General features: G+C 31.7%; 20 protein-coding genes. 9 read left to right on the top strand and 11 right to left on the bottom strand.

Annotated elements, in window-relative coordinates; translation table 11 throughout:
* The first annotated feature begins 37 nt into the window (after nucleotides 1-37).
* From BTO16_RS07265 to BTO16_RS07285, 5 genes are all read left to right on the top strand, one after another.
* A complete protein-coding gene (locus BTO16_RS07265; protein WP_105020950.1) occupies nucleotides 38-709 on the top strand; it encodes a M15 family metallopeptidase in 672 nt (223 codons plus the stop codon).
* Between the two features lie 78 nt (nucleotides 710-787).
* Nucleotides 788-1,459 (top strand): hypothetical protein, encoded by a 672-nt coding sequence (locus tag BTO16_RS07270; RefSeq protein WP_105020951.1) that lies wholly within the window; start codon nucleotides 788-790, stop codon nucleotides 1,457-1,459.
* Nucleotides 1,460-1,587: 128 nt separating this feature from the next.
* On the top strand, nucleotides 1,588-2,577 hold the full coding sequence (gene pdhA, locus BTO16_RS07275) for a pyruvate dehydrogenase (acetyl-transferring) E1 component subunit alpha (RefSeq protein WP_105020952.1): 990 nt from the start codon (nucleotides 1,588-1,590) through the stop codon (nucleotides 2,575-2,577).
* A gap of 3 nt (nucleotides 2,578-2,580) precedes the next feature.
* A complete protein-coding gene (locus BTO16_RS07280) occupies nucleotides 2,581-4,227 on the top strand; it encodes a dihydrolipoamide acetyltransferase family protein (RefSeq protein ID WP_105020953.1) in 1,647 nt (548 codons plus the stop codon).
* Between the two features lie 64 nt (nucleotides 4,228-4,291).
* Nucleotides 4,292-4,978, top strand: coding sequence for a GNAT family N-acetyltransferase (locus tag BTO16_RS07285; protein WP_105020954.1), 687 nt, complete (start codon nucleotides 4,292-4,294; stop codon nucleotides 4,976-4,978).
* A gap of 105 nt (nucleotides 4,979-5,083) precedes the next feature.
* On the opposite strand, the gene BTO16_RS07290 is transcribed toward BTO16_RS07285, so the two are convergent.
* The 11 genes from BTO16_RS07290 to hemA all read right to left on the bottom strand — a co-directional run bounded on the left by BTO16_RS07290 (nucleotide 5,084) and on the right by hemA (nucleotide 17,551).
* Complete coding sequence (locus BTO16_RS07290; RefSeq protein WP_105020955.1) at nucleotides 5,084-5,815, bottom strand: hypothetical protein; 732 nt, start codon at nucleotides 5,813-5,815, stop codon at nucleotides 5,084-5,086.
* Between the two features lie 112 nt (nucleotides 5,816-5,927).
* Nucleotides 5,928-7,250, bottom strand: coding sequence for a dihydrolipoamide acetyltransferase family protein (locus BTO16_RS07295; RefSeq protein WP_105020956.1), 1,323 nt, complete (start codon nucleotides 7,248-7,250; stop codon nucleotides 5,928-5,930).
* A gap of 182 nt (nucleotides 7,251-7,432) precedes the next feature.
* Nucleotides 7,433-8,335, bottom strand: coding sequence for an oxygen-dependent coproporphyrinogen oxidase (hemF, locus tag BTO16_RS07300; protein WP_105020957.1), 903 nt, complete (start codon nucleotides 8,333-8,335; stop codon nucleotides 7,433-7,435).
* Nucleotides 8,325-9,083: an EI24 domain-containing protein gene (locus tag BTO16_RS07305; RefSeq protein ID WP_105020958.1), complete on the bottom strand. Its 759-nt coding sequence runs from the start codon at nucleotides 9,081-9,083 to the stop codon at nucleotides 8,325-8,327. Before BTO16_RS07305 ends, hemF begins: the two co-directional genes overlap by 11 nt.
* A 1-nt stretch (nucleotide 9,084) precedes the next feature.
* Complete coding sequence (locus BTO16_RS07310; protein ID WP_105020959.1) at nucleotides 9,085-10,440, bottom strand: TrkH family potassium uptake protein; 1,356 nt, start codon at nucleotides 10,438-10,440, stop codon at nucleotides 9,085-9,087.
* A 76-nt stretch (nucleotides 10,441-10,516) separates the two neighbouring features.
* Nucleotides 10,517-11,005, bottom strand: coding sequence for a DUF6973 domain-containing protein (locus BTO16_RS07315; RefSeq protein WP_105020960.1), 489 nt, complete (start codon nucleotides 11,003-11,005; stop codon nucleotides 10,517-10,519).
* Nucleotides 11,006-11,181: 176 nt separating this feature from the next.
* Nucleotides 11,182-12,210: a uroporphyrinogen decarboxylase gene (hemE, locus tag BTO16_RS07320; RefSeq protein ID WP_105020961.1), complete on the bottom strand. Its 1,029-nt coding sequence runs from the start codon at nucleotides 12,208-12,210 to the stop codon at nucleotides 11,182-11,184.
* Between the two features lie 67 nt (nucleotides 12,211-12,277).
* Entirely contained in the window at nucleotides 12,278-13,567 is a 1,290-nt protein-coding gene (gene hemL, locus BTO16_RS07325) for a glutamate-1-semialdehyde 2,1-aminomutase (protein ID WP_105020962.1), read from the bottom strand.
* A gap of 88 nt (nucleotides 13,568-13,655) precedes the next feature.
* Entirely contained in the window at nucleotides 13,656-14,621 is a 966-nt protein-coding gene (gene hemB / locus BTO16_RS07330) for a porphobilinogen synthase (RefSeq protein ID WP_105020963.1), read from the bottom strand.
* A 91-nt stretch (nucleotides 14,622-14,712) separates the two neighbouring features.
* Nucleotides 14,713-16,305, bottom strand: a complete 1,593-nt coding sequence (gene hemC, locus BTO16_RS07335) for a hydroxymethylbilane synthase (RefSeq protein ID WP_105020964.1) — start codon at nucleotides 16,303-16,305, stop codon at nucleotides 14,713-14,715.
* A 10-nt stretch (nucleotides 16,306-16,315) separates the two neighbouring features.
* Nucleotides 16,316-17,551: a glutamyl-tRNA reductase gene (gene hemA, locus BTO16_RS07340; RefSeq protein WP_105020965.1), complete on the bottom strand. Its 1,236-nt coding sequence runs from the start codon at nucleotides 17,549-17,551 to the stop codon at nucleotides 16,316-16,318.
* A gap of 194 nt (nucleotides 17,552-17,745) precedes the next feature.
* On the opposite strand from hemA, the gene BTO16_RS07345 reads away from it, so the two are divergent.
* The 4 genes from BTO16_RS07345 to BTO16_RS07360 all read left to right on the top strand — a co-directional run bounded on the left by BTO16_RS07345 (nucleotide 17,746) and on the right by BTO16_RS07360 (nucleotide 21,124).
* A complete protein-coding gene (locus BTO16_RS07345) occupies nucleotides 17,746-18,630 on the top strand; it encodes a helix-turn-helix transcriptional regulator (RefSeq protein WP_105021547.1) in 885 nt (294 codons plus the stop codon).
* Nucleotides 18,631-18,750: 120 nt separating this feature from the next.
* The gene (locus BTO16_RS07350) at nucleotides 18,751-19,260 is read left to right on the top strand and encodes a TrmH family RNA methyltransferase (RefSeq protein WP_105020966.1); all 510 of its coding nucleotides are present in this window, start codon (nucleotides 18,751-18,753) and stop codon (nucleotides 19,258-19,260) included.
* Nucleotides 19,261-19,415: 155 nt separating this feature from the next.
* On the top strand, nucleotides 19,416-20,432 hold the full coding sequence (gene hemH / locus BTO16_RS07355) for a ferrochelatase (RefSeq protein ID WP_105020967.1): 1,017 nt from the start codon (nucleotides 19,416-19,418) through the stop codon (nucleotides 20,430-20,432).
* Between the two features lie 116 nt (nucleotides 20,433-20,548).
* A complete protein-coding gene (locus BTO16_RS07360) occupies nucleotides 20,549-21,124 on the top strand; it encodes a CopD family protein (RefSeq protein WP_105020968.1) in 576 nt (191 codons plus the stop codon).
* Nucleotides 21,125-21,166 lie beyond the last annotated feature (42 nt).

A 21,166-nucleotide genomic window follows, 5' to 3' on the forward strand; every position in this document is an offset into this window, starting at 1 on the left:
GTTTAAATGAATAAAATCAATTTTGTATTTTTGAAACATGAAAAATATAGTTCTCCTTTCTACATTCATTATAAGTCTAACCGTATGCGCACAAAAGCTGCCTAAAGGTTTTGTATTTCTTTCTGATGTTGATGCCACCATTCAATCTGAATTAAGATACCTAAGTAACAATAATTTTATTGGCAAAACAATTAATGGTTATTATGATAATTGTGTAATTGTTACCAAAGAAACCGCAGATGCTTTGCAAAAAGTGCAAACAGTTTTGACGAAAAAAGGTTTGGGTCTTAAAGTTTTTGATGCTTATAGACCACAACAAGCAGTAGATCATTTTGTAAAATGGGCAAGAGTTTTAAATGATACTTTAATGAAACATCAGTATTATCCTGAAGTGCCAAAATCAGAATTATTTAAAAGAGGGTATATTGCATCAAAATCTGGTCATACTAGAGGTAGCACGGTAGATTTAACAATTATAGATATCAAAACAGGCAAAGAATTAGATATGGGAAGTCCGTATGATTTCTTCGGAGTTGAATCTCATCCTTTTTATAAAAATACATCAGAAAAACAGAAAAAAAACAGGTTTTATCTAAGAGAGGTTATGATGGCAAATAATTTTAAACCTTACAATAATGAGTGGTGGCATTTTACGTTAAGAAACGAACCTTTTCCAATAACCTATTTTAACTTTCCTATTAAAGGTTAATTTTTAACAGTTTAAAAACAGCTTGCAAAAAAATCGGCATTATATTTGTAAAGTAGATTGCTAGAAATTAAATTAAATATGAAATCAATTTTTAATACTTTACTTTTTGTAAGTTGTCTGTTTTTAACAGCAACATTAACTGCGCAATTAGATGGCAATAATGGCAGCAAAGAAAAAGGTAAAATAAAAGCAATTATTTTAAACAACTCTAAAGAAGTTAGTAAACCAAAAGCGTTAGATTTAGATGGCTCAAATGGTTTTAAAAAAGCGTTTGATGACGAAAACGAAAAACTAAAAGAGAAACAAAAAGAAGACGATTTAAAAAACAAAGGTATTCTTACTCAAGAGAAAATAAATGAAGAAAACTTTTTAAAATCATTCAAAAAAATAAATGGCCAATATTATATTCCTAAAATAGATCAAGATTTAGGTAGTTTTAGAACAGATTCTAAAAGTGTAAATATTATTTGTAGAGATTTTCAATATCCAGATGGTGATAGAGTTACTATTTTTGTAAACGAAATTCCTGTTGTGCACAATATAGTTTTAACTAATAGTTATCAAAAATTTAATATCCCTCTAGAAGTTGGTATTAACAAAATTGCTTTTAAAGCCTTAAACCAAGGTACTTCTGGGCCAAATACTGCCGCTTTTAAAGTTTATAATGATGCAGGAATGTTAATTTCTTCTAACGAATGGAATTTAGCAACAGATGCAAAAGCTACAATAATAATTGCTAAAGACAAATAAATAGCCAACGAAATCGTTTGCGCTAATTTAAAAAACTCAAGTTTTTTTATTCTTTAGAAAACAGTTATTTTTGTAACTCGGTTATATAAGATAAATATATAATTTATACAACAAACAATAAATCAAGAATGAAAAAAATCACCAAACAAACCTATTTAGATTGGTACAAAGACATGCTATTCTGGCGTAAGTTCGAAGATAAATTAGCATCAGTTTACATTCAACAAAAAGTTAGAGGATTCTTACACCTTTACAACGGTCAAGAAGCTATTTTAGCAGGAGCTTTGCATGCAATGGATTTATCGAAAGATAAAATGATTACTGCATACAGAAATCACGTTCAGCCAATTGGTATGGGTGAAGATCCTAAAAAAGTAATGGCAGAATTGTATGGTAAAGTAACTGGTACTTCTAAAGGAATGGGTGGTTCTATGCATATTTTCTCTAAAGAATTTCGTTTTTATGGAGGACATGGAATCGTTGGTGGTCAAATACCTTTAGGTGCTGGTTTAGCTTTTGCTGATAAATATAAAGGAAGCGACGCTGTTACTTTAACTTGTTTTGGTGACGGTGCTGCTAGACAAGGATCTTTACATGAAGCGTTTAACATGGCTATGTTGTGGAAATTGCCCGTAATTTTTATTGTTGAAAACAACGGATATGCAATGGGAACTTCTGTAGACAGAACGGCAAATCATACAGATATATGGAAACTTGGTTTAGGATACGAAATGCCTTGTGGACCAGTTGACGCTATGAATCCAATAAAAGTTGCAGAAGCTGTTGATGAAGCGATTCAAAGAGCTAGACGTGGTGATGGGCCAACTTTCTTAGAAATGAAAACATATAGATATAGAGGTCACTCAATGTCTGATGCACAACATTATAGAACTAAAGATGAAGTTGAAGAGTATAAAAAAATAGATCCAATAACTCAGGTTTTAGATGTAATTAAAGAAAAAAATTACGCAACAGAAGAAGAGATAGATGCTATCAATAAAGAAGTAAAAAGAATGGTGAGAGAATGCGAAAAGTTCGCAGAAGATTCACCTTATCCAGAACCACAACAATTATATGATATGGTTTATGAACAAAAAGATTATCCTTTTATAAGTTAAAATATGGCTACAATTATAAACATGCCCAGACTAAGCGACACCATGGAAGAAGGTGTTGTGGCAAAATGGTTAAAGAGTGTTGGAGATAAAATTGAGGAAGGCGATATTTTAGCCGAAATTGAGACAGATAAAGCCACAATGGAGTTTGAGTCTTTTAATGAAGGAACCTTATTATACATTGGTATTCAAGAAGGTGAAACTTCTCCTGTAGACACTTTACTAGCTATCATTGGTGATGAAGGTGAAGATATCTCTGAAATCTTAAATGACAGTTCTAAAACTACAAAATTAGAAACCGAAGAAAAAGAAGGGGAAGAAAAAACTTCTGAAACTTCAAATACTGATGCTGTTGTAATACCTAAAGGTGTAGAAGTAATTACGATGCCCCGTTTAAGTGATACAATGACAGATGGTACAGTGGCTACTTGGTTAAAAAAAGTTGGAGACAAAGTTGAAGAAGGAGATATTTTAGCAGAAATTGAAACTGACAAAGCAACAATGGAATTTGAATGTTTCTATGAAGGAACAATCTTATACATTGGTGTTCAAGAAGGTGAAACGGCACCTGTAGATAGCCTTTTAACTATTATTGGGCCTGAAGGTACTGATGTTTCTGCAATTGTTGCAAATGGAGGAAGTACATCTTCTAATGATTCTACAGAGAAAGCAAGTTCATCCGAAGAAAAAGAAGAGAAAAAAGAAGAGACAGTTGAAACAACTTCAGCGGCTACTACTTCAACAAATAATTCTGGAGGACGTATTTTTGCATCGCCTTTAGCTAAGAAAATTGCCTCTGATAAAGGAATTAATTTAGCAGATGTAAATGGTTCTGGAGAAAATGGAAGAATCATTAAAAAAGATATAGAAAACTATACACCTTCTGCTAATCCAGTTGAAGCTGTTAAAACTGAGTCCGCTACTACAAACACTACTACTGCACCTACAATAAGTTATGTTGCTCCTGGTGAGGAAAAATCGGAAGAAGTTAAGAATTCTCAAATGCGTAAAGCAATTGCAAAATCTTTAGGGAATTCTAAATTTAGTGCACCAGATTTCAGTTTAAATATTGAAGTTGATATGAACAATGCAATGGCTTCTAGAAGTACCATAAATGCAATGCCAGATATCAAAGTATCATTTAATGATATGGTTGTTAAAGCCTGTGCAATGGCATTAAAAAAACACCCACAAGTTAACACTTCTTGGACAGAAGCAAATACAGTTTATCACAGTCATATCCACGTTGGTGTTGCTGTTGCTGTAGATGATGGTTTATTAGTACCTGTTATAAAACATACAGATCAGTTAAGTTTAACGCAAATTGGTGCAGGTGTTAGAGATTTGGCTGGTAAAGCAAGAAATAAAAAATTAGCGCCTACAGAAATGCAAGGCAGTACTTTTACGGTTTCTAACTTAGGGATGTTTGGTATCGAAAACTTTACTTCTATAATCAATCAACCTAACTCAGCTATTTTATCAGTTGGTGCAATTGTACAAAAACCTGTTGTTAAAGACGGTCAAATAGTTGTTGGTAATACAATGAATTTAACATTAACTTGCGATCACAGAACTGTTGATGGTGCTGTTGGAGCTCAATTTTTACAAACATTAAAAACGTTTATAGAAAATCCGGTTACCATGTTAGCGTAGATTTTTAAAATTATATTTCATAAAAAAGCTCGCAATTTGCGAGCTTTTTTTATAGTTAAAACAAATGAATAATTTAGAAGATAAACTTAAAAATCCGGTTTGGTATTCATTAAACGAAACTCACAAAAAATTTCTATTAGAATTTGATGGTGTGCAATTTTATCAACCCGATGTTAATCGTTTTGGTGCTTTTTTTGATGAAACAAAAACAACTAAAGCATTAAATGAATATTCAAAAATTGCAGATAAATTCTTTTTAGTTTCAGAAAACCAAATACCAGTAATAGATACCAATTATGTAATTTTAGAAAAGAAAATTGATGGTTGCCAGATGGTTTTAGAAAATTTAATCGACCTAGAAATTACCGAAAATATTGTTTTATTATCAGAAAAGTATATTGATGAAATTTATGATTTAATCTGGTTGGTAATGCCTGGATTTTATCAAAAAAGGGGTTTTGAAATGGGTTTATACTATGGTATCTTTAAAGAAAACAAATTAATCTCTATTACTGGACAAAGAATGCAAACTGATGATTTTATTGAAATTAGTGGCGTAGTTACACATCCAGAGTATACAAAAAAAGGATATGCAAAACAATTAGTTGCATACACCACAAAGCAAATATTAAAGGAAAATAAACTACCTATTTTGCATACCAACAAAGGAAATCCTGCAATAGGGCTTTATGAAAAGCTAGGATACAAAATAACCAGAGATATGAATTGGTGGTTGTTTTGTAAAAAGTAACAATATACGTATATCTAATTTCTATAAAATTTAAGTTTTAATAGCATAAAAAAATCCTTGAAAAATTAATTTCTCAAGGATTTTTAATTTATTAAAAAAGTAAACTTACAATTTAGTCATTGTCATTGTAACTTTCGAATTCATTTCTTGACCATCAATAGAAAGACCCATTTCTATTAAAGAACTTAACGGAACTCCAGATTTTCTGTCAACTACCATAGTACCTGTTATATCGCCAGTTGCCAATCCTGATGATTTACCAGTAATTTCTAAATCGACTTTGTCTTTTAAAATAGAAGTAACTTTATACATAAAATCTAAAATCATTCCTTTTTCATCTTTCTGAAAAGACCAAGTAGACCCCACTTTTAAAGCTTCTTTTGGATAGACTACATTCGTTTGATTTGCAAATTCATCCATTCCAGGAACATTTGGTTCTGCAGTAACTTCTAGAACTTCACCTAAATTATTTGCCTTAGCTGTAAGCACCGCTTGTAACATTGGTGCCATTTGCGTTTTCATCATTAATGCCATAGGATCTAATTCTTCGTCACTTTTCGTAGAATCAAAACTCATTACATTTCCACCTTGCAACATATCCATTGTCATTTTTGTAATCCTCATTTCACTGGTGTTTGTATCCTCAGTAGCATCAATCACATTTATATCCATATCCATGTTCATCCCCATAGACATTTCGGTTCCCATTTCTTGAGACATAGCCATGTTCACTTTAAAAACATCTCCTTTTTTATAATTTAATCTTAATACTACGGTTTCTTGACCAAAGCTAATTGCGGATGAGACAACTAGAAATAAAACTAACAATTTTTTCATTTTTTTTGATTTTAAATTAATATTTTTTTGTTCAAACGAAGATACTAGTTTAAAACAAAAAACGCTTGGAAAATTCCAAGCGTTTTTTGTTTTAAATTATGTAGTAAAAAAACTAAAAATCTTGGTTAAGATCCCAAGCTTCTAAAATTTCTTTAAGAGTGCTAATAAACATTCCGCCTAAAGCACCGTTTACAACTCTATGGTCGTAAGAATGCGATACAAACATTTTCTGTCTAATTCCTATAAAATCACCTTCTGGAGTTTCAATTACGGCTGGTACTTTTCTAATAGCACCTAGAGCTAAAATTGCAACTTGTGGCTGATTTATTATTGGTGTTCCCATTATAGAACCAAAGCCACCAACGTTGGTAACAGTGTAAGTTCCGCCTTGAATATCATCTGGTTTTAAAGTATTATTTCTTGCTCTTGTAGCCAAATCATTTACTGCTTTTGTCATGCCAACTAAATTCAATTGATCTGCATTTTTTATAACAGGTACAATTAAATTTCCGTCAGGTAAAGCAGCTGCCATTCCTAAATTTATATTTTTCTTTTTAATAATATGATCACCATCAATAGAAATATTAATTAACGGATATTTTTTAATTGTAGTTGCTACAGCTTGCATTAATATTGGCGTGTACGTAAGCTTTTCTCCTTCTCTTTTAAAGAAACCATCTTTTACTTTATCTCTCCATTTTACAATATTGGTAACATCAATTTCGATAAACGATTGCACGTGAGCAGAAGTCATCACAGAATTTACCATATGTTTAGCAACGAGTTTCCCCATTCTACTCATTTCGATAATTTCATCCTCACCGTTTATAGAGACTGGAGCAACTTTTGCTACTATTTTTTCTACTTGTTTAGGTGTTTCCGTTTTTAATACTGCTGCTGGTGTAGCTACTATTTGTGGTGATTTTACTTTCTGTTCTATATAAGTTAGAATATCTTCTTTAGTAACTCTTCCATCCTTGCCGGATCCAGAAATAGTTTCTAATTCTTGCATAGAAACGCCTTCTGTTTGTGCTATATTTCTTACTAAAGGTGAGTAAAATTTACCTGATTCTGAAGTTTTAGAAATTGGAGCAGAAACAATGTCTGCAGCTTTTTCTATTGATTTCTCAACCTCCTTAACTTCTTTAGAAGTTTCAACTGTAGGTTTTGCCTCAACAGCAATAGCACCTGTTGCTTCCGTTTCTATAATTGCAATAGTTTCACCAACGGCAACAATATCATCTTTTTGATATAAAATTTCAATTAAAGTCCCTTCTACTTCACTCGGAACCTCAGAATCGACCTTATCTGTAGCAATCTCTACAATAGCTTCATCTAATTCAATGGTATCTCCTACTTCTTTTAACCAAGAAGTAATCGTTGCTTCTGCAACACTTTCGCCCATTTTAGGTAACTTTAATTCAAATCTTGCCATTTTTAACTGATTTTCAGATTGCAAAAATACTAAAATTCACTGATTTTTACACAAATTTACGAATGAAAATAAAATAATAAATAAAGTGATTTTATGTTATTCGTAAAATACAAAGCCATAGAATGTTTTATTTTAACATATCTTTTACTTTTAAACTCTAAAGCTAGTAATTCGTTAATTAATTAAACCCAATCTTTAGGATTCATTAAAACATGTACAAGTCTTTCCTCTTCAGAATTTTTTTCTGGATGATGATTGTATTTCCACTGCACAATTGGTGGTAAACTCATAAGAATACTTTCTATTCTTCCGTTCGTTTTTAAACCAAAAAGTGTACCTCTGTCATGCACTAAATTAAATTCTACGTAACGGCCTCTTCTAACTTCTTGCCAATCTTTGTGGGCTGTTGTAAATTTAATCTCTTTCCTTTTCTCAACAATTGGCACATAACTTTCTAAAAAACTATTACCAACTTCTGTAACAAAGTTAAATCTATCTTCTATTAAAAAATCGTCTGTTTCTTTTAAATAATCAAAGAATAAACCCCCAATTCCGCGTGCTTCATTTCTGTGAGCATTCCAAAAATATTCATCACAGGTTTTTTTAAACTTCGGATAAAAACTTTGATTGTGTTTATCGCAAGCGGATTTACAAACCGTGTGAAAATGAGTTGCATCTTCATCAAATAAATAATACGGTGTTAAATCTTGACCGCCACCAAACCACTGCGTAACAATGTTTCCTGCTTCATCGTACATTTCAAAATATCGCCAATTTGCATGAACCGTTGGCACAAAAGGATTTGTTGGATGTAAAACTAAACTTAACCCACAAGCAAAAAAAACACCTTCTTTTACTTTAAATTGATTCCTTAAAACCTCTGGTAATTCGCCATGCACTGCAGAAATATTAACACCTCCTTTTTCAAAAATTGCGCCATTTTCTATAACTCTCGTTCTTCCTCCTCCACCTTCTTTTCTAGACCAAACGTCTTCTTTAAATTTAGCCGATCCATCTACTTCTTCTAACTTAGCGGTAATTGTATTCTGTAAATTTTCTATGTATTTGTAAAATTTATTTTTCATAAACTAATTTTTGTTTATTGTGCAACAATGATAGTGTTTTTGTGGTTGCTGCGGTAACTGATAAAGGTAAAACGAGGATAATGCCAATTACGGGAATCAATAAGCATAGCATAAAAACAATTCCGTTACCAATTGCAACTCCTTTATATTTTTTAACAAATTGAACACTTTTTTTATAATTTAGATGTCGTTCTAACGTATAATCCATATTTCCAAAACCGGCATAATACGCCTGCACTAAAAACAATAAAATCGTCGAAAATATATTTACAATTGGTATAAACTTGAGTACTAAAATTGGTATTGTAATTAAGAGTTCTCTTATTAAATTTCTAAGATTTATTCTAATTCCTCTTACTAATTGTTCTGTAAATGACGATTTTCTATACAAATGTGCTGTATCAGTATAAAAATGTTTCTCAATTTTCTCTGAAACAGCACTCATAAATGGTGCAGATAGTGCCATTATAATGTGTTTATACAAAATTAAACCAATGATGACAATTATAACTCCACCTACAAAATTACTGATAGAAGTAAATGTTTCTTTGCCAAAATCCCAAATCCAAAGTTTTGCAATATAAATACCAATATTATCCGATAAAACATAGGCTTCAATTCCTATTAAAACCGCCGTTATAATGCTTATTAAAATGGGAATTATAAAATATTTCCAGAGTTTTAATTTTGAGATTAACCCAAAAGCTCCTGCATATTCTTTAATTCCTAAAATGATGTTTTTAATCATACTAAACAGCAATATCTTCTATTAAAATTTCGTTATTCTCATTGGTAGATTTACGCGCCCAAATAGCCAATCCAAAAGTTAAAACACCTAATCTACCAATAAACATTAAAAAGATAATTACCCATTTACCAAATGTATTTAAATCAGAAGTTATACCTCTACTTATACCAACGGTACCTAATGCTGATGAAACTTCAAAAACAATATCATCTAATTTTAAATCGTTGGTAAAAGTGATTAAAAAAGTACCAATTACAATTAATGAGGTATAAAATATAAAGGCTGATGTTGCAATATATAATCTTTCCATTGGTATTTTCTTACCCAAAAAAGTAACATTTTTGCTTCCTTGTAATCTGCTTTTAACGATTGCTAAAATGGCAGTTAATGTCGTAATTTTTATTCCGCCTGCAGTTCCTGAAGGAGAGGCACCTATATACATTAAAAAGATACAGATAATTAGCATGGCTTGAGAAAATGCACCAAAATCTACAGTATTAAAACCAACAGTAGTCATTGCAGACATACATTGAAAAAAAGCAGATAAGAATCTTGAATCGCCTTGTAACGAGGTAATACTTGGTTCAAAAAAATAGAAAAAAGTGGTGCCAAATGCTAATAACAAAACAAAACCATAAAAAATTATTTTAGTGGTAAAACTCAGTTTATGTGCTTTGTGTTTAATCCACATTCCAAAATCTGTAATCACAATAAACCCTAAAGATCCAGAAATTGCTAACATAGAAATAATAATATTTATAAAATGATTGTCTACATAACCTGTAAAACCATCGTTAAACAAACTAAAACCAGCGGTACAAAATGTACTTATACTATGAAATATAGAAGACCAAACTGCTTCTAAAGTAGGCATCCCCTCATTTTTAAAAGCGATAAAAAACAAAATTGCGCCTAAGGTTTCCATGATTAACGTAAACAGGATTACAGATTTTAAAAAGTCGTTTATTTTTATAGTATTTGGTAACGTAAACTCTGTGGATAGTATTTTTTTATGCCAAACGGTAATCTTTCTGGTTGTAGATAAAATCATAAAAGTAGTAAATGATAAATACCCTATTCCGCCTAACTGAAATAAAGCCATCACAATAAATTGACCAAAAAAATTATAGGTATCAAAAATAGAAATTGTAACCAAACCTGTTGTTGAAACTGCGGATGTTGCAATAAACAAATGATCTAATGCGGGTGCGTGAACTTTACTAAATAATGGAATCAACAAAAGTAAAAAACCCACTAAAACATAGGTTAGAAAACCATAAAAGAGGTTTTGTTGTGGACTCCAGCCTTTTTTTAAAAGGGCGTATTTTTTAGTTAATTTCTTTAACTTAGTTTCCATTTTTCTTTTTCAATTATAATTTACCTGCTTTTAGACGCTTTATTATGGCATTATAAATTTATATCTCTAATTTAATTTATTTCTCTAAATAAACCAATTGGTTTTCATAATTCTTAAAATCTGATTTTTGTTTTACCAAAATAGCTTTAGATAGTTCGTATTTGAGCATATTTACAAATTCGTTGGGTAAATGCTGCTGCCATTCTATAAACTTTTTTCTTCCGAATGCATTATTATGCAAATCCATTAGTCTAGGCATTTCTTTATTTGGTGAAAATTGCTCGTGCCAATCTGTGATTTTTTTTGTCCAGTTTAAAATGGAATCTAAATCTGTACTAAAGTTTTTGCTTTGATTTGCTATTGATAAATTCCACAAAGCATGTCTAAATGCATTTGCTTTATTATGTTTTCCATGTATGTATGGAAATTCTCTTTGAGCAATTCTCATTGTAAAAAATGTAGCCTTTACTGTTGCAAACATAAATAATGGATGTTTTAGAAACCATAGAAATAAAACCCATATTTGTTTGAAATCTAAACTTTTAATGATGTTCCAAAATGACATTTATTGTTTGTTTTGGCTATTAACTTTTAAAAATCGTTAAAGTTATTCTATTTTCAATGAGCTGGCAAAGACTTGCGTTAGCGATTGAAGTGGCATCCTTTTTGCCTTTTTTGGCAAAAAGATATAACGAAAAGCGCGACCACGCTTTTTTGCGTGGTAACGCCCTAATTATTATTTTATGAAACTTTATATTCTTTTACTGCATCTACAAATGCTTTCGCATTTTCTACAGGAATGTTTGGTAAAATTCCGTGTCCTAAATTCACAATATATTTATCCTTTCCAAATTCATTAATCATTTGGTGCACCATTTTCTTAATTTCTGATGGTGGAGACAACAATCTTGATGGATCAAAATTACCTTGTAACGTAATATTTCCGCCAGATAAATAACGTGCATTTCTTGCAGAACAAGTCCAATCTACACCCAAAGCAGAAGCGCCTGATTTAGACATTTTATCTAAGGCAAACCAACAGCCTTTTCCGAAAGCAATTACTGGAATACTATCTTTTAAAGCATCAATAATTTGTTGCATATATTGCCAAGAAAATTCTTGATAATCTACCGGAGATAACATTCCGCCCCAAGAATCAAAAACTTGAACTGCATTTACACCTGCTTCTACTTTTGCTTTTAAATAGGCAATTGTTGTGTCTGTAATTTTTTGCAGTAAACTATGCGCTAAAACCGGATTTGTAAAACACAATTCTTTGGCTTTATCAAAGTTTTTAGAACCTTGCCCTTGTACACAATAACATAAAATTGTCCAGGGTGAACCTGCAAATCCAATTAACGGCACATCATCATTTAGCTTTTCTTTAGTTGCTTTTATTGCTTCCATTACGTAGCCTAAAGATTGATGAACATCAGGAACAATTACACGATCTAAGTCTTTTTGAGTACGAATTGGGTTTGGTAAATAAGGACCAAAATCTGGTTTCATTTGTACTTCAATATTCATTGCTTGCGGAATTACCAAAATATCTGAAAATAGAATTGCAGCATCCATGCCGTATCTACGAATTGGCTGTACTGTAATTTCTGATGCTAATTCTGGTGTTTGGCAACGTGTAAAGAAATCGTATTTCTTTTTGATTACTTGAAACTCTGGCAAATATCTACCTGCTTGACGCATCATCCAAACGGGTGGTCTGTCTACAGTTTCGCCTTTTAAGGCTCTTAAAAATAAATCGTTTTTTATCATACTTAATCTTTAATATATTGCTTAAGGCTACATAGCGCGTAAAGCATATTGCGTAAAGCATTTTTTTTTACATTTTTGATACAGCTAACATCGCTTTATCAACTGCGTCTGCTATTTTTTTAATATCCTTGTCTGTTAATGCTGATGTTAAAAACCAAGCTTCAAACTGACTTGGAGGTAAGAAAACTCCGTTGTGAATCATCTCCCAAAAGAAGACTGCAAACTTTTTAGCATCAGAAGCTTTTGCCTCTTCAAAGTTGGTAACTTCTCCTTTTCTAAAAAAGGGATTTAGCATAGAACCAAATCTATTAACAACAATATTTACTTTGTATTTTCTTGCAGTTTCTACCAGAATAACTTCTATAATACTTGCGTGCTCTTCAAATTGCTCGTAGGGATCTTGTCTTTTCAACTCGGTTAAAGTTGCAATTCCTGCTGCCATAGCAATGGGATTTCCACTTAAAGTTCCTGCTTGGTACATTTCTCCTAATGGTGCAACTTGCTCCATAATTTCATTTCTTGCACCATAAGCACCAACAGGGAAACCACCACCAATTACTTTTCCTAAACACGTAATATCTGCTTGAACTCCCAGTAATTCTTGAGCTCCTCCAAATTTAGATCGGAAACCTGTCATTACTTCATCAACAATTAAAAGTGCTCCTTTAGATTCTAAATACTTTTTTAATTCTACTAAAAAATTATCTTCAGGAAGTACAACACCCATGTTTCCTGTAATAGGTTCTATAATTACTGCAGCGATATCATCATGCTTTTTAAAGTGTTTTTTTACACTTTCTAAATCATTGAATTCTGAAATTAGCGTGTTTTTTACAGCGCCCTCAGGAACACCTTTTGAACCTGGTAAACTTAATGTTGCTAAACCAGAACCTGCTGCGACTAATAATGCATCTTGGTGCCCGTGATAGCAACCCGCAAATTTTATAATTTTATCTTTTCCTGTAAATGCTCTTGCTAAACGAATTCCGCTTAATACAGCTTCCGTTCCTGAACTTACAAAACGTACTTTGTCCATTCCTGGAAAAGCGCTACAAACTATTTCTGCTAAATCAATTTCGCTTTCTGTAGATGCTCCATAAGAATAGCCATTTTTTAGTGCTTTTTTAACTGCTTTTTGCACTTTTCTATGACGGTGACCTAAAATCATAGGGCCGTAAGAAAGTACTAAATCTATATATTCATTGTCATCCGCATCTATAATTTTACTTCCTTTTGCTTTTTTAATAAATAACGGATTTCCACCAACAGAAGTAAATGCTCTAACTGGAGAATTTACAGCTCCTACTAAATGAACTAATCCTTTTTCGTATAATTTTTGTGATTTTTCGAATTTCATTTTTTATTGCTTTATGTCATTGCGAACGTATTAAAACAAGCTGCTTATTAATTAAGAGATTAGTTTGTCGTACTTTTTCGTAATAACGTTATTTTTTTAACAAAACCTTTGCTGCTTCCTTGGCAAAATAAGTAATAATAATGTCTGCTCCTGCTCTTTTCATCGATAGCAAACTTTCCATCATTACTTTTTCACCGTCAATCCAACCTTTTTCTGCGGCTGCTTTGATCATTGCATATTCTCCACTTACATTGTAACAAGCAATTGGTCTGTCAAAGTTATTTTTTAAATCTCTAATGATATCTAAATAAGATAATGCTGGTTTTACCATTAAAATATCCGCGCCTTCTTGATCGTCAAAAGTTGCTTCACGCAGGGCTTCATCTCTGTTTGCAGCATCCATTTGATAGGTTCTTCTATCACCAAAAGTGGGTGCAGAATCTGCAGCTTCTCTAAAAGGACCGTAATAAGCAGATGCATATTTTACAGAATACGCCATAATTGGCAAGTTTACAAAACCTGTATTGTCTAAAGCTTCGCGAACCATCGAAATAGTTCCGTCCATCATTCCAGAAGGGGCAACCATATCAACACCCGCTTTTGCATGAGAAATTACTTGTTTTGCAATATTTACAAGAGTTGCATCATTATCAACATCATTGTCATGGATGATTCCACAATGACCGTGAGACGTATATTCGCAAAAACAAACATCTGTAATTACATATAAACTTGGGTAGTTTTTCTTGATAAAACGAATTGCTTGTTGCATAATTCCGTTATCATTCCAAGTTTCTGTGCCTTGATCGTCTTTGGTTGATGGAATTCCGAATAGCAAAACTGCTGGAATATTTAAAGAGACAACCTCGTCTAATTCTTTCGAAATTCTATCCAAAGAAAAACGTTTGATGCCTGGCATTGAAACAATTTCTGTTTCTATATTTTCTCCTTCTTCAATAAATAATGGATATACAAAATCGTCAACAGATAGTTTAGTTTCTCTTACTAGTCTTCTAATTCCTTCTGATTTTCTTAATCTTCTTGTACGAAACATAAAATTAATTTCTTTATTTCATTTTGAGCTAGACAAAAGTAATCTACTTTTTAAGCGTAAGATTGCTTCGTTATTCTTTCTAGCATTGAGGTTATTCTTTTGAAAAATAAGTGTTGACCAATTCCAAAGCGCTATCAACACTTGGTAGATGGGCAACTTCTACTTTTTCAAAATATTTTCTTGCTTCTAATGCAGTAGTTTCACCAATACAAAAAGCAACTTTATTTGTGTTATTTTTTTGCAGATAACTCTCAATTCCTGAAGGACTGTAAAATAAAACTCCAGCAACTTCGTCACCAATTTCTACCGGACTTAACATTGTTTTATAAGCCTCAACTTCGTTTACAACAATATCATGGTTTTGTAAATAAGCTGGCAAAATATCTAATCTTACATTACTACAAAAATAAGTTACTTCTTTGTTTTCTAATTCTTTGGATAGGTATTCTGCTAAATTTTTTGCATTTTTTGATACATGAGCTACTTTACCAATTCTATTTTCAATCAATTTTTTAGTTCTTCTACCAACACAAAAAATGTTCTTGAATTTTATTTCATCCTTTGTAAAAGAGTTTAAGATTGCTTCTACTCCATTTTGACTCGTTATAACAACGTTTTCTATTTGAGTTTTCATCACTTTTGGTGAAATTCTATTAAAACGAATTTTGATAAAATCGCTATCATGAATACCAATTGCATGAGATAATATTTCCTTTTGAGCTTCAGAAAGTTTTTTAGTAGAATATACAGATTGAAGACTGGTAGAAACATCTTGATCTTCTAACATTAACTCTTTTCCTCCTCTATTAATTACATAATCTGCACAATCTTTAGCTAAAAGTCTGTGGCTTCCCATTTTTACATTTTGGGTTACTGTAATTTTTTTAGAACCATCTCTTTTAAGTAAAATTCCTTTAAAATTGATTTCTTGCGTTTTTTCATCAACATAGGCTAATGCACCAATTGGCGCTGTACAACCACCTTCTAAAAGATGTAAAAACTCACGTTCGATACCAACGCAAACTCTAGTTTCGTAATGGTTTAATTGTTCGCAAGCTTCTTTTACTTCCTCATCATCTTCTAAACAAGCAATCATAATTGCTCCTTGAGCTGGTGCAGGAATCATCCACGTTAATGGTATTGCGCCAGCATCTCTTATGCCTAATCTTTCTAAACCTGCAGCGGCAAAAAGTGCACCGTTCCAAGTTTCGCTATTTTCTAATTTCTCTAAACGCGTATTTACATTTCCTCTTAAATCCTCAACTTTATGCGTAGGATACCTGTTTAACCATTGTGCTTTTCTGCGTAAACTTCCGGTTGCTATGATGCCGTTTGGCTGTCCAAAAAACTCCTCTGTATCTTTTAAAACCAACAGATCTGTATAATTTGCACGTTTTAAAACAGCAATTTGAATAATACCTTCTGGTAAAACAGTTGGCACGTCTTTCATTGAATGCACAGCAATATCGATATCGCCATTTAGCATGGCAATATCTAGGTTTTTGGTAAAAATACCTGTAACTCCTAATTCGTACAAGGGTTTATCTTGAATAAGATCTCCTGTAGATTTTATAGGAACGATTACTGATTGATAGCCTAAAATTTCTAATTCTTTACGGACTTTATTTGCCTGCCAAAGAGCTAATTTACTTTCGCGCGTACCAATTCTTATAATTTTTTGCATGTATTTTTTGTTAGTGTTGAAACACTTTATTAATTACTTGAAGACTTTCGGACACAGAAGTTTCTTCATCTTTTAAATGTTTCACAAACTGTGTTGTAATTTTTTGAATGATGCGTGAAGTTAAGATTTCTGCTTGATATTCATCAAAATTATTTATCTTCTTTTTCTGAAACTTGATTTCATCATTTTTAATATTCTCTAAAGAAATCTTTAAAGCAGTAATTGTTGGTGTAAACCGTCTATGATTTAACCAACTTTTAAACTCCTTTTTGTGGGTTTCTATAATGCTTTCTGCTAAAGGAACTTCTTGCAAACGAATTGCCAAAGTTTCGTCTGTAACTTTAGAAAGCTCATCTACATTTATAATAGAAACACCTTTAAAATCGGTTACGTCTCGAGCAACATTTTCTGGCATTGACAAATCTAAAATAAGTAATTCCTTATTTTTGTCAATATGTTTTTTTGTAATTGTTGGTCTAATAGCACCTGTAGAAACGATTAAAACATCTGCTTTTTCTATTTCTTCTGACAAGTTTTCGATAACCGATTTTCTAATAGAGGCATGTTCCTCTATAAATCTAGTCGCTTTTTCTTCGGTTCTATTTATTAAACAAACTGATTTATTTTGCGTGTACTCTGCTAAATTTTTACAAGTATGTTTTCCCATTTTTCCCAATCCAAAAACTAAAATATTTTTAGAGTTATAATCTGGTAAATTTTTGATGATATATTGCACAGCTGCATAAGAAACAGAGGTAGTTCCTGAGCTTAATTTAGTTTCATTTTTAACACGTTTACTAGCCTGTAAAACACTGTTTATCAATCTTTCTAAATACGCATTTGTCGTTTTTACAGCTTTTGCTAATTTAAAAGATTGTTTTAACTGACTAACAATTTCGTAATCACCTAAAATTTGACTCTCTAAACCTGTGCCAATTCTAAATAACTGATTGATTGCTTCTTGATCTTTATAAACATTAGATACTCTGGAAAATTCATCGATTGTACCTTCAGAAAATTCGCATAAAAGCTCTATTAACTGACAAGGTCTTTCTGCAAATCCAGAAATTTCTGTTCGGTTACATGTTGATAAAATAAATACTCCTGTATAGCCTTTTACTTTAGAAAGTTCTAATAAAGCGATTTGATTTTCTTTTGACAAAGAAAATTTACCGCGTGTTTTAGCATCTGCTTTTTTATAACTAACTCCAATATTGTAAAAGTACTCTTGCCTGTTCTCTAGCATAATTTGTAATAGTTATGCAAAAGTAAATACTTCATTAATAAAAAAATGTCGCTAAAAGTACTTTTTATAACGATATCAGTTTTTTGTTAAATTTTAACATAATAAATTTAAAGAAACCCTTATTTTTGTAGGAGAATTAAAGGTACAATCAAGTTTTATGTAGAATGATTCTAAATAGAACTAAAACAAAAATTATGTTTAAAAATGTCGGCGAAAGTTCTTTTGATGAAATAACATTAGAAAAAGGTTTTTATGTACTTCATTTTCAGAATGAAAGCAATATTGTTCAAAATTTTGAAAGGGAAATTAATAGCACATTTATCCAGATGCATTTTTGTTTGCGCGGTAACTCTAAATTTCTGTTTAATAATGGTTCTTATTGTTTTGATGTTTTAGACAACAGATCTATTTTATTATACAATCCGCAAAGAGTTTTGCCTATTAATTTAGAAATTCAGCCAAAAACAACTTTAATTTCTCTATTGATTTCTATTGAAAAGTTTCACTCTTTATTTTCTAAAGAATCTGGTTACATTCCTTTTTTAAGCAACGAAAATAGCAATAAAAAATACTACGATGACAAAGAAATAAAACCAACAGTATCAATTGTTTTGCAACAAATCATCAACTCTAACATCAACAGTTCTATAAGAGAATTATACGTAAAAGGTAAAGTGTATGAATTGTTAAGCTTGCATTTTCAAAAAGACGAAACGGCAGATGGTGAATATTGTCCTTTTTTAGTGGATGAACAAAATGTTTTAAAAATTAGAAAAGCAAAAGAAATTATTATTTCAAGAATGGCAGAACCACCAAGTTTGCAAGAATTAGCAAATGAAATAGGCCTTAATATCAAAAAATTAAAAGAAGGTTTTAAGCAAATTTATGGCGATTCTGTGTTTAGTTTTTTGTTTGATTATAAAATGGAACACGCCAGAAGATTGCTAGAAACCAACCAATTTAACGTGAATGAAGTTGGTATACAAATTGGCTATAGTACTGCGAGCCATTTTATTGCAGCTTTTAAAAAGAAATTTGGCACAACCCCAAAGAAATATGTAATGAGTTTGAATCAGTAGAGTAGTATTTAGTAGCAGTATTCAGTGGCAGTATTCAGTGGCAGTATTTAGTGGCAGTATTCAGTGGCAGTTTTCAGTGGCAGTATTCAGTGGCAGTTTACACATTTAAAAAAATAGATTTTGAAACAACTTACGCATTACGATATCGAAAATAACCATAAACAGTTTCCAATAACGATTGTTTGTGACGCGATTAGAACTCCAGAAAATATAGGAATGTGTTTTCGTATTTCTGAAAGTTTTGGTGTGCAAAAAATCTATTTTCATACAAATTCGCCTTCTCTAGAGAACAGAAAAGTTATAAATACTGCTAGAAATACCATCAATCAAATAGAACATGGTTTTTATACTGATTTTGATACGATTATTCATCAATTAAAAGCAGAGGGAAACACAATTATTGGTATAGAAATTACTGATAAAAGCATCAATATTCAAGATTTTGATTTTAAAAATCATGAAAAAATCGTCTTACTTTTGGGAAGTGAAAGAAACGGAATTGAAAACATTAATTTAGTTGATCATACAATTTCAATACCAATGTTTGGAAGAAATTCTAGCATGAATGTGGTACATAGTTTGGCAATTACGCTCTATGAAGTTACGAATCAGTTGGCAATAAGCAGTTAGCAGTTAGCAGTTAGCAGTTAGCAGTTAGCAGTTAGCAGTTAGCAGTTAGCAGTTAGCAGTTAGCAGTTAGCAGTTAGCAGTTAGCAAATTTAAAATTCTGAAATCAAAATCAGAATAAAAAATAAAAATAAATACTGAAATAAATTCAGCAAAAGATGAAAGGAGTTTTATTAGTAAATTTAGGATCACCAGCAAGCACATCAACCAAAGATGTAAGAAAATATTTGGATGAGTTTTTAATGGACGAAAGAGTAATTGACGCTCCAAGATGGTTAAGAACCATATTGGTTAGAGGAATTATTTTAAATACCAGACCAAAAAAATCTGCAAAAGCGTACAAAAAAATCTGGTGGGATGAAGGTTCTCCATTGATCGTTTTATCTGAAAGATTATTAGACAAAGTACAAAAGAAAACAGAACTGCCTGTTTCATTAGCAATGCGTTATGGAAGTCCGTCTATAAAAATGGGCTTGCAAGAATTACATGATAAAGGTGTAACAGATGTTTTAATAGTTCCTTTGTATCCGCAACATGCAATGGCTACAACAGATACTATTTTAGTGTTGGCAGAAGAATTAAGGCAAGCGTTTTTTCCTCAAATGAAGTTCAAACATATTCCTGCTTTTTATCATAAAAAAGACTACATAAAAGTTTTAGCAGAGAGCATCAAAAATAATTTAGAAGGCAAAGAATGGGATAAAATCTTATTTTCTTATCATGGAATTCCAGAAAGGCATGTTCGTAAATCTGATATTACAAAAAGTCATTGTAAACCAAATGATAGCGTAAATTTTGAATGTTGTAAAACAAGTTCTGCTGCACACGAATTTTGCTACAAACACCAATGTTATGAAACTACAAAACAAGTAGTAGAATATTTAGACTTGCAACCACATCAATATTTTGTTTCTTTCCAATCTAGATTGGCTGGAGATCCATGGTTACAGCCTTACACAGACAAATTACTAGAAAAATATCCGGAAGAAGGTGTTAAAAAGTTAGCTGTGGTTACTCCTGCATTTGTTTCTGATTGTTTAGAAACTTTAGAGGAAATTGCCATGGAAGGTAAAGAGGAATTTTTAAAAGCTGGTGGAGAAGCATTTTACGCAATTCCTTGTATAAACGACAGTGATGCTTGGGTAGATGTTTTAGTAAATTGGATTGAAGAATAGCGTTTTCAGTAGCAGTTAGCAGTTAGCAGTTAGCAGTTAGCAGTTAGCAGTTAGCAGTTAGCAGTTAGCAGTTAGCAGTTAGCAAATTTAAAAATTTTGAAGCTAAATAAAAACTTATGGATTTTTTATACGTAAAAGCATTACACATCATCTTTGTGGTTACTTGGTTTGCTGGTTTATTTTATATTCCTAGATTATTTATTTACCATGTTGAAGCAGAAAAAAAGCCTGAACCAGCTAAAACAATTTTACAAACCCAGTATAAATTAATGAGCAAACGGTTATGGTACATTATTACCTGGCCATCGGCACTATTGGCAAGTTTTTTCGCTATTTGGTTACTTGTTAAAAATCCTTATTATTTGTCTGAACCTTGGATGCATGTAAAACTAGCGTTCGTTTTAGCCTTGTATTTTTACCATTATTATTGTCAGGTAATTTATGGTCAGTTACAAAGAGATATTATAAAATATTCTACTTTCAAGCTAAGAATATGGAATGAAGTTGCCACCATTATTCTATTTGCGGTGGTTTTTTTAGTAACACTAAAAAGCGCCATTAATTGGATTTGGGGTGTTATCGGAATTATCCTTTTTGGTGTTTTATTAATGCTAGGTATTAGACTTTATAAAAAAATTAGAGAGAAAAAATCTTGGGAAAAAGCCGAGAAAGAGGGTTTAGAACGGGAATAGCTTTCAGTTTTCAGTAGCAGTTTGCAGTTAGTTGGATACTGT

Origin of the sequence: Polaribacter glomeratus, assembly GCF_002954665.1 — a bacterium.
Classification (GTDB): Bacteria; Bacteroidota; Bacteroidia; order Flavobacteriales; family Flavobacteriaceae; genus Polaribacter; species Polaribacter glomeratus.

Bases quoted from the DNA above. Each gene is read 5' to 3' on its own strand.
- BTO16_RS07290 (WP_105020955.1), bottom strand. From the start codon at position 5,815: ATGAAAAAATTGTTAGTTTTATTTCTAGTTGTCTCATCCGCAATTAGC.
- hemA (WP_105020965.1), bottom strand. From the start codon at position 17,551: ATGCTAGAGAACAGGCAAGAGTACTTTTACAATATTGGAGTTAGTTAT.
- hemB (WP_105020963.1), bottom strand. From the start codon at position 14,621: ATGTTTCGTACAAGAAGATTAAGAAAATCAGAAGGAATTAGAAGACTA.
- hemH (WP_105020967.1), top strand. From the start codon at position 19,416: ATGAAAGGAGTTTTATTAGTAAATTTAGGATCACCAGCAAGCACATCA.
- BTO16_RS07285 (WP_105020954.1), top strand. From the start codon at position 4,292: ATGAATAATTTAGAAGATAAACTTAAAAATCCGGTTTGGTATTCATTA.
- pdhA (WP_105020952.1), top strand. From the start codon at position 1,588: ATGAAAAAAATCACCAAACAAACCTATTTAGATTGGTACAAAGACATG.
- hemE (WP_105020961.1), bottom strand. From the start codon at position 12,210: ATGATAAAAAACGATTTATTTTTAAGAGCCTTAAAAGGCGAAACTGTA.
- BTO16_RS07270 (WP_105020951.1), top strand. From the start codon at position 788: ATGAAATCAATTTTTAATACTTTACTTTTTGTAAGTTGTCTGTTTTTA.
- hemF (WP_105020957.1), bottom strand. From the start codon at position 8,335: ATGAAAAATAAATTTTACAAATACATAGAAAATTTACAGAATACAATT.
- BTO16_RS07345 (WP_105021547.1), top strand. From the start codon at position 17,746: ATGTTTAAAAATGTCGGCGAAAGTTCTTTTGATGAAATAACATTAGAA.
- hemL (WP_105020962.1), bottom strand. From the start codon at position 13,567: ATGAAATTCGAAAAATCACAAAAATTATACGAAAAAGGATTAGTTCAT.
- BTO16_RS07280 (WP_105020953.1), top strand. From the start codon at position 2,581: ATGGCTACAATTATAAACATGCCCAGACTAAGCGACACCATGGAAGAA.
- BTO16_RS07295 (WP_105020956.1), bottom strand. From the start codon at position 7,250: ATGGCAAGATTTGAATTAAAGTTACCTAAAATGGGCGAAAGTGTTGCA.
- BTO16_RS07305 (WP_105020958.1), bottom strand. From the start codon at position 9,083: ATGATTAAAAACATCATTTTAGGAATTAAAGAATATGCAGGAGCTTTT.
- hemC (WP_105020964.1), bottom strand. From the start codon at position 16,305: ATGCAAAAAATTATAAGAATTGGTACGCGCGAAAGTAAATTAGCTCTT.
- BTO16_RS07360 (WP_105020968.1), top strand. From the start codon at position 20,549: ATGGATTTTTTATACGTAAAAGCATTACACATCATCTTTGTGGTTACT.
- BTO16_RS07310 (WP_105020959.1), bottom strand. From the start codon at position 10,440: ATGGAAACTAAGTTAAAGAAATTAACTAAAAAATACGCCCTTTTAAAA.
- BTO16_RS07315 (WP_105020960.1), bottom strand. From the start codon at position 11,005: ATGTCATTTTGGAACATCATTAAAAGTTTAGATTTCAAACAAATATGG.
- BTO16_RS07265 (WP_105020950.1), top strand. From the start codon at position 38: ATGAAAAATATAGTTCTCCTTTCTACATTCATTATAAGTCTAACCGTA.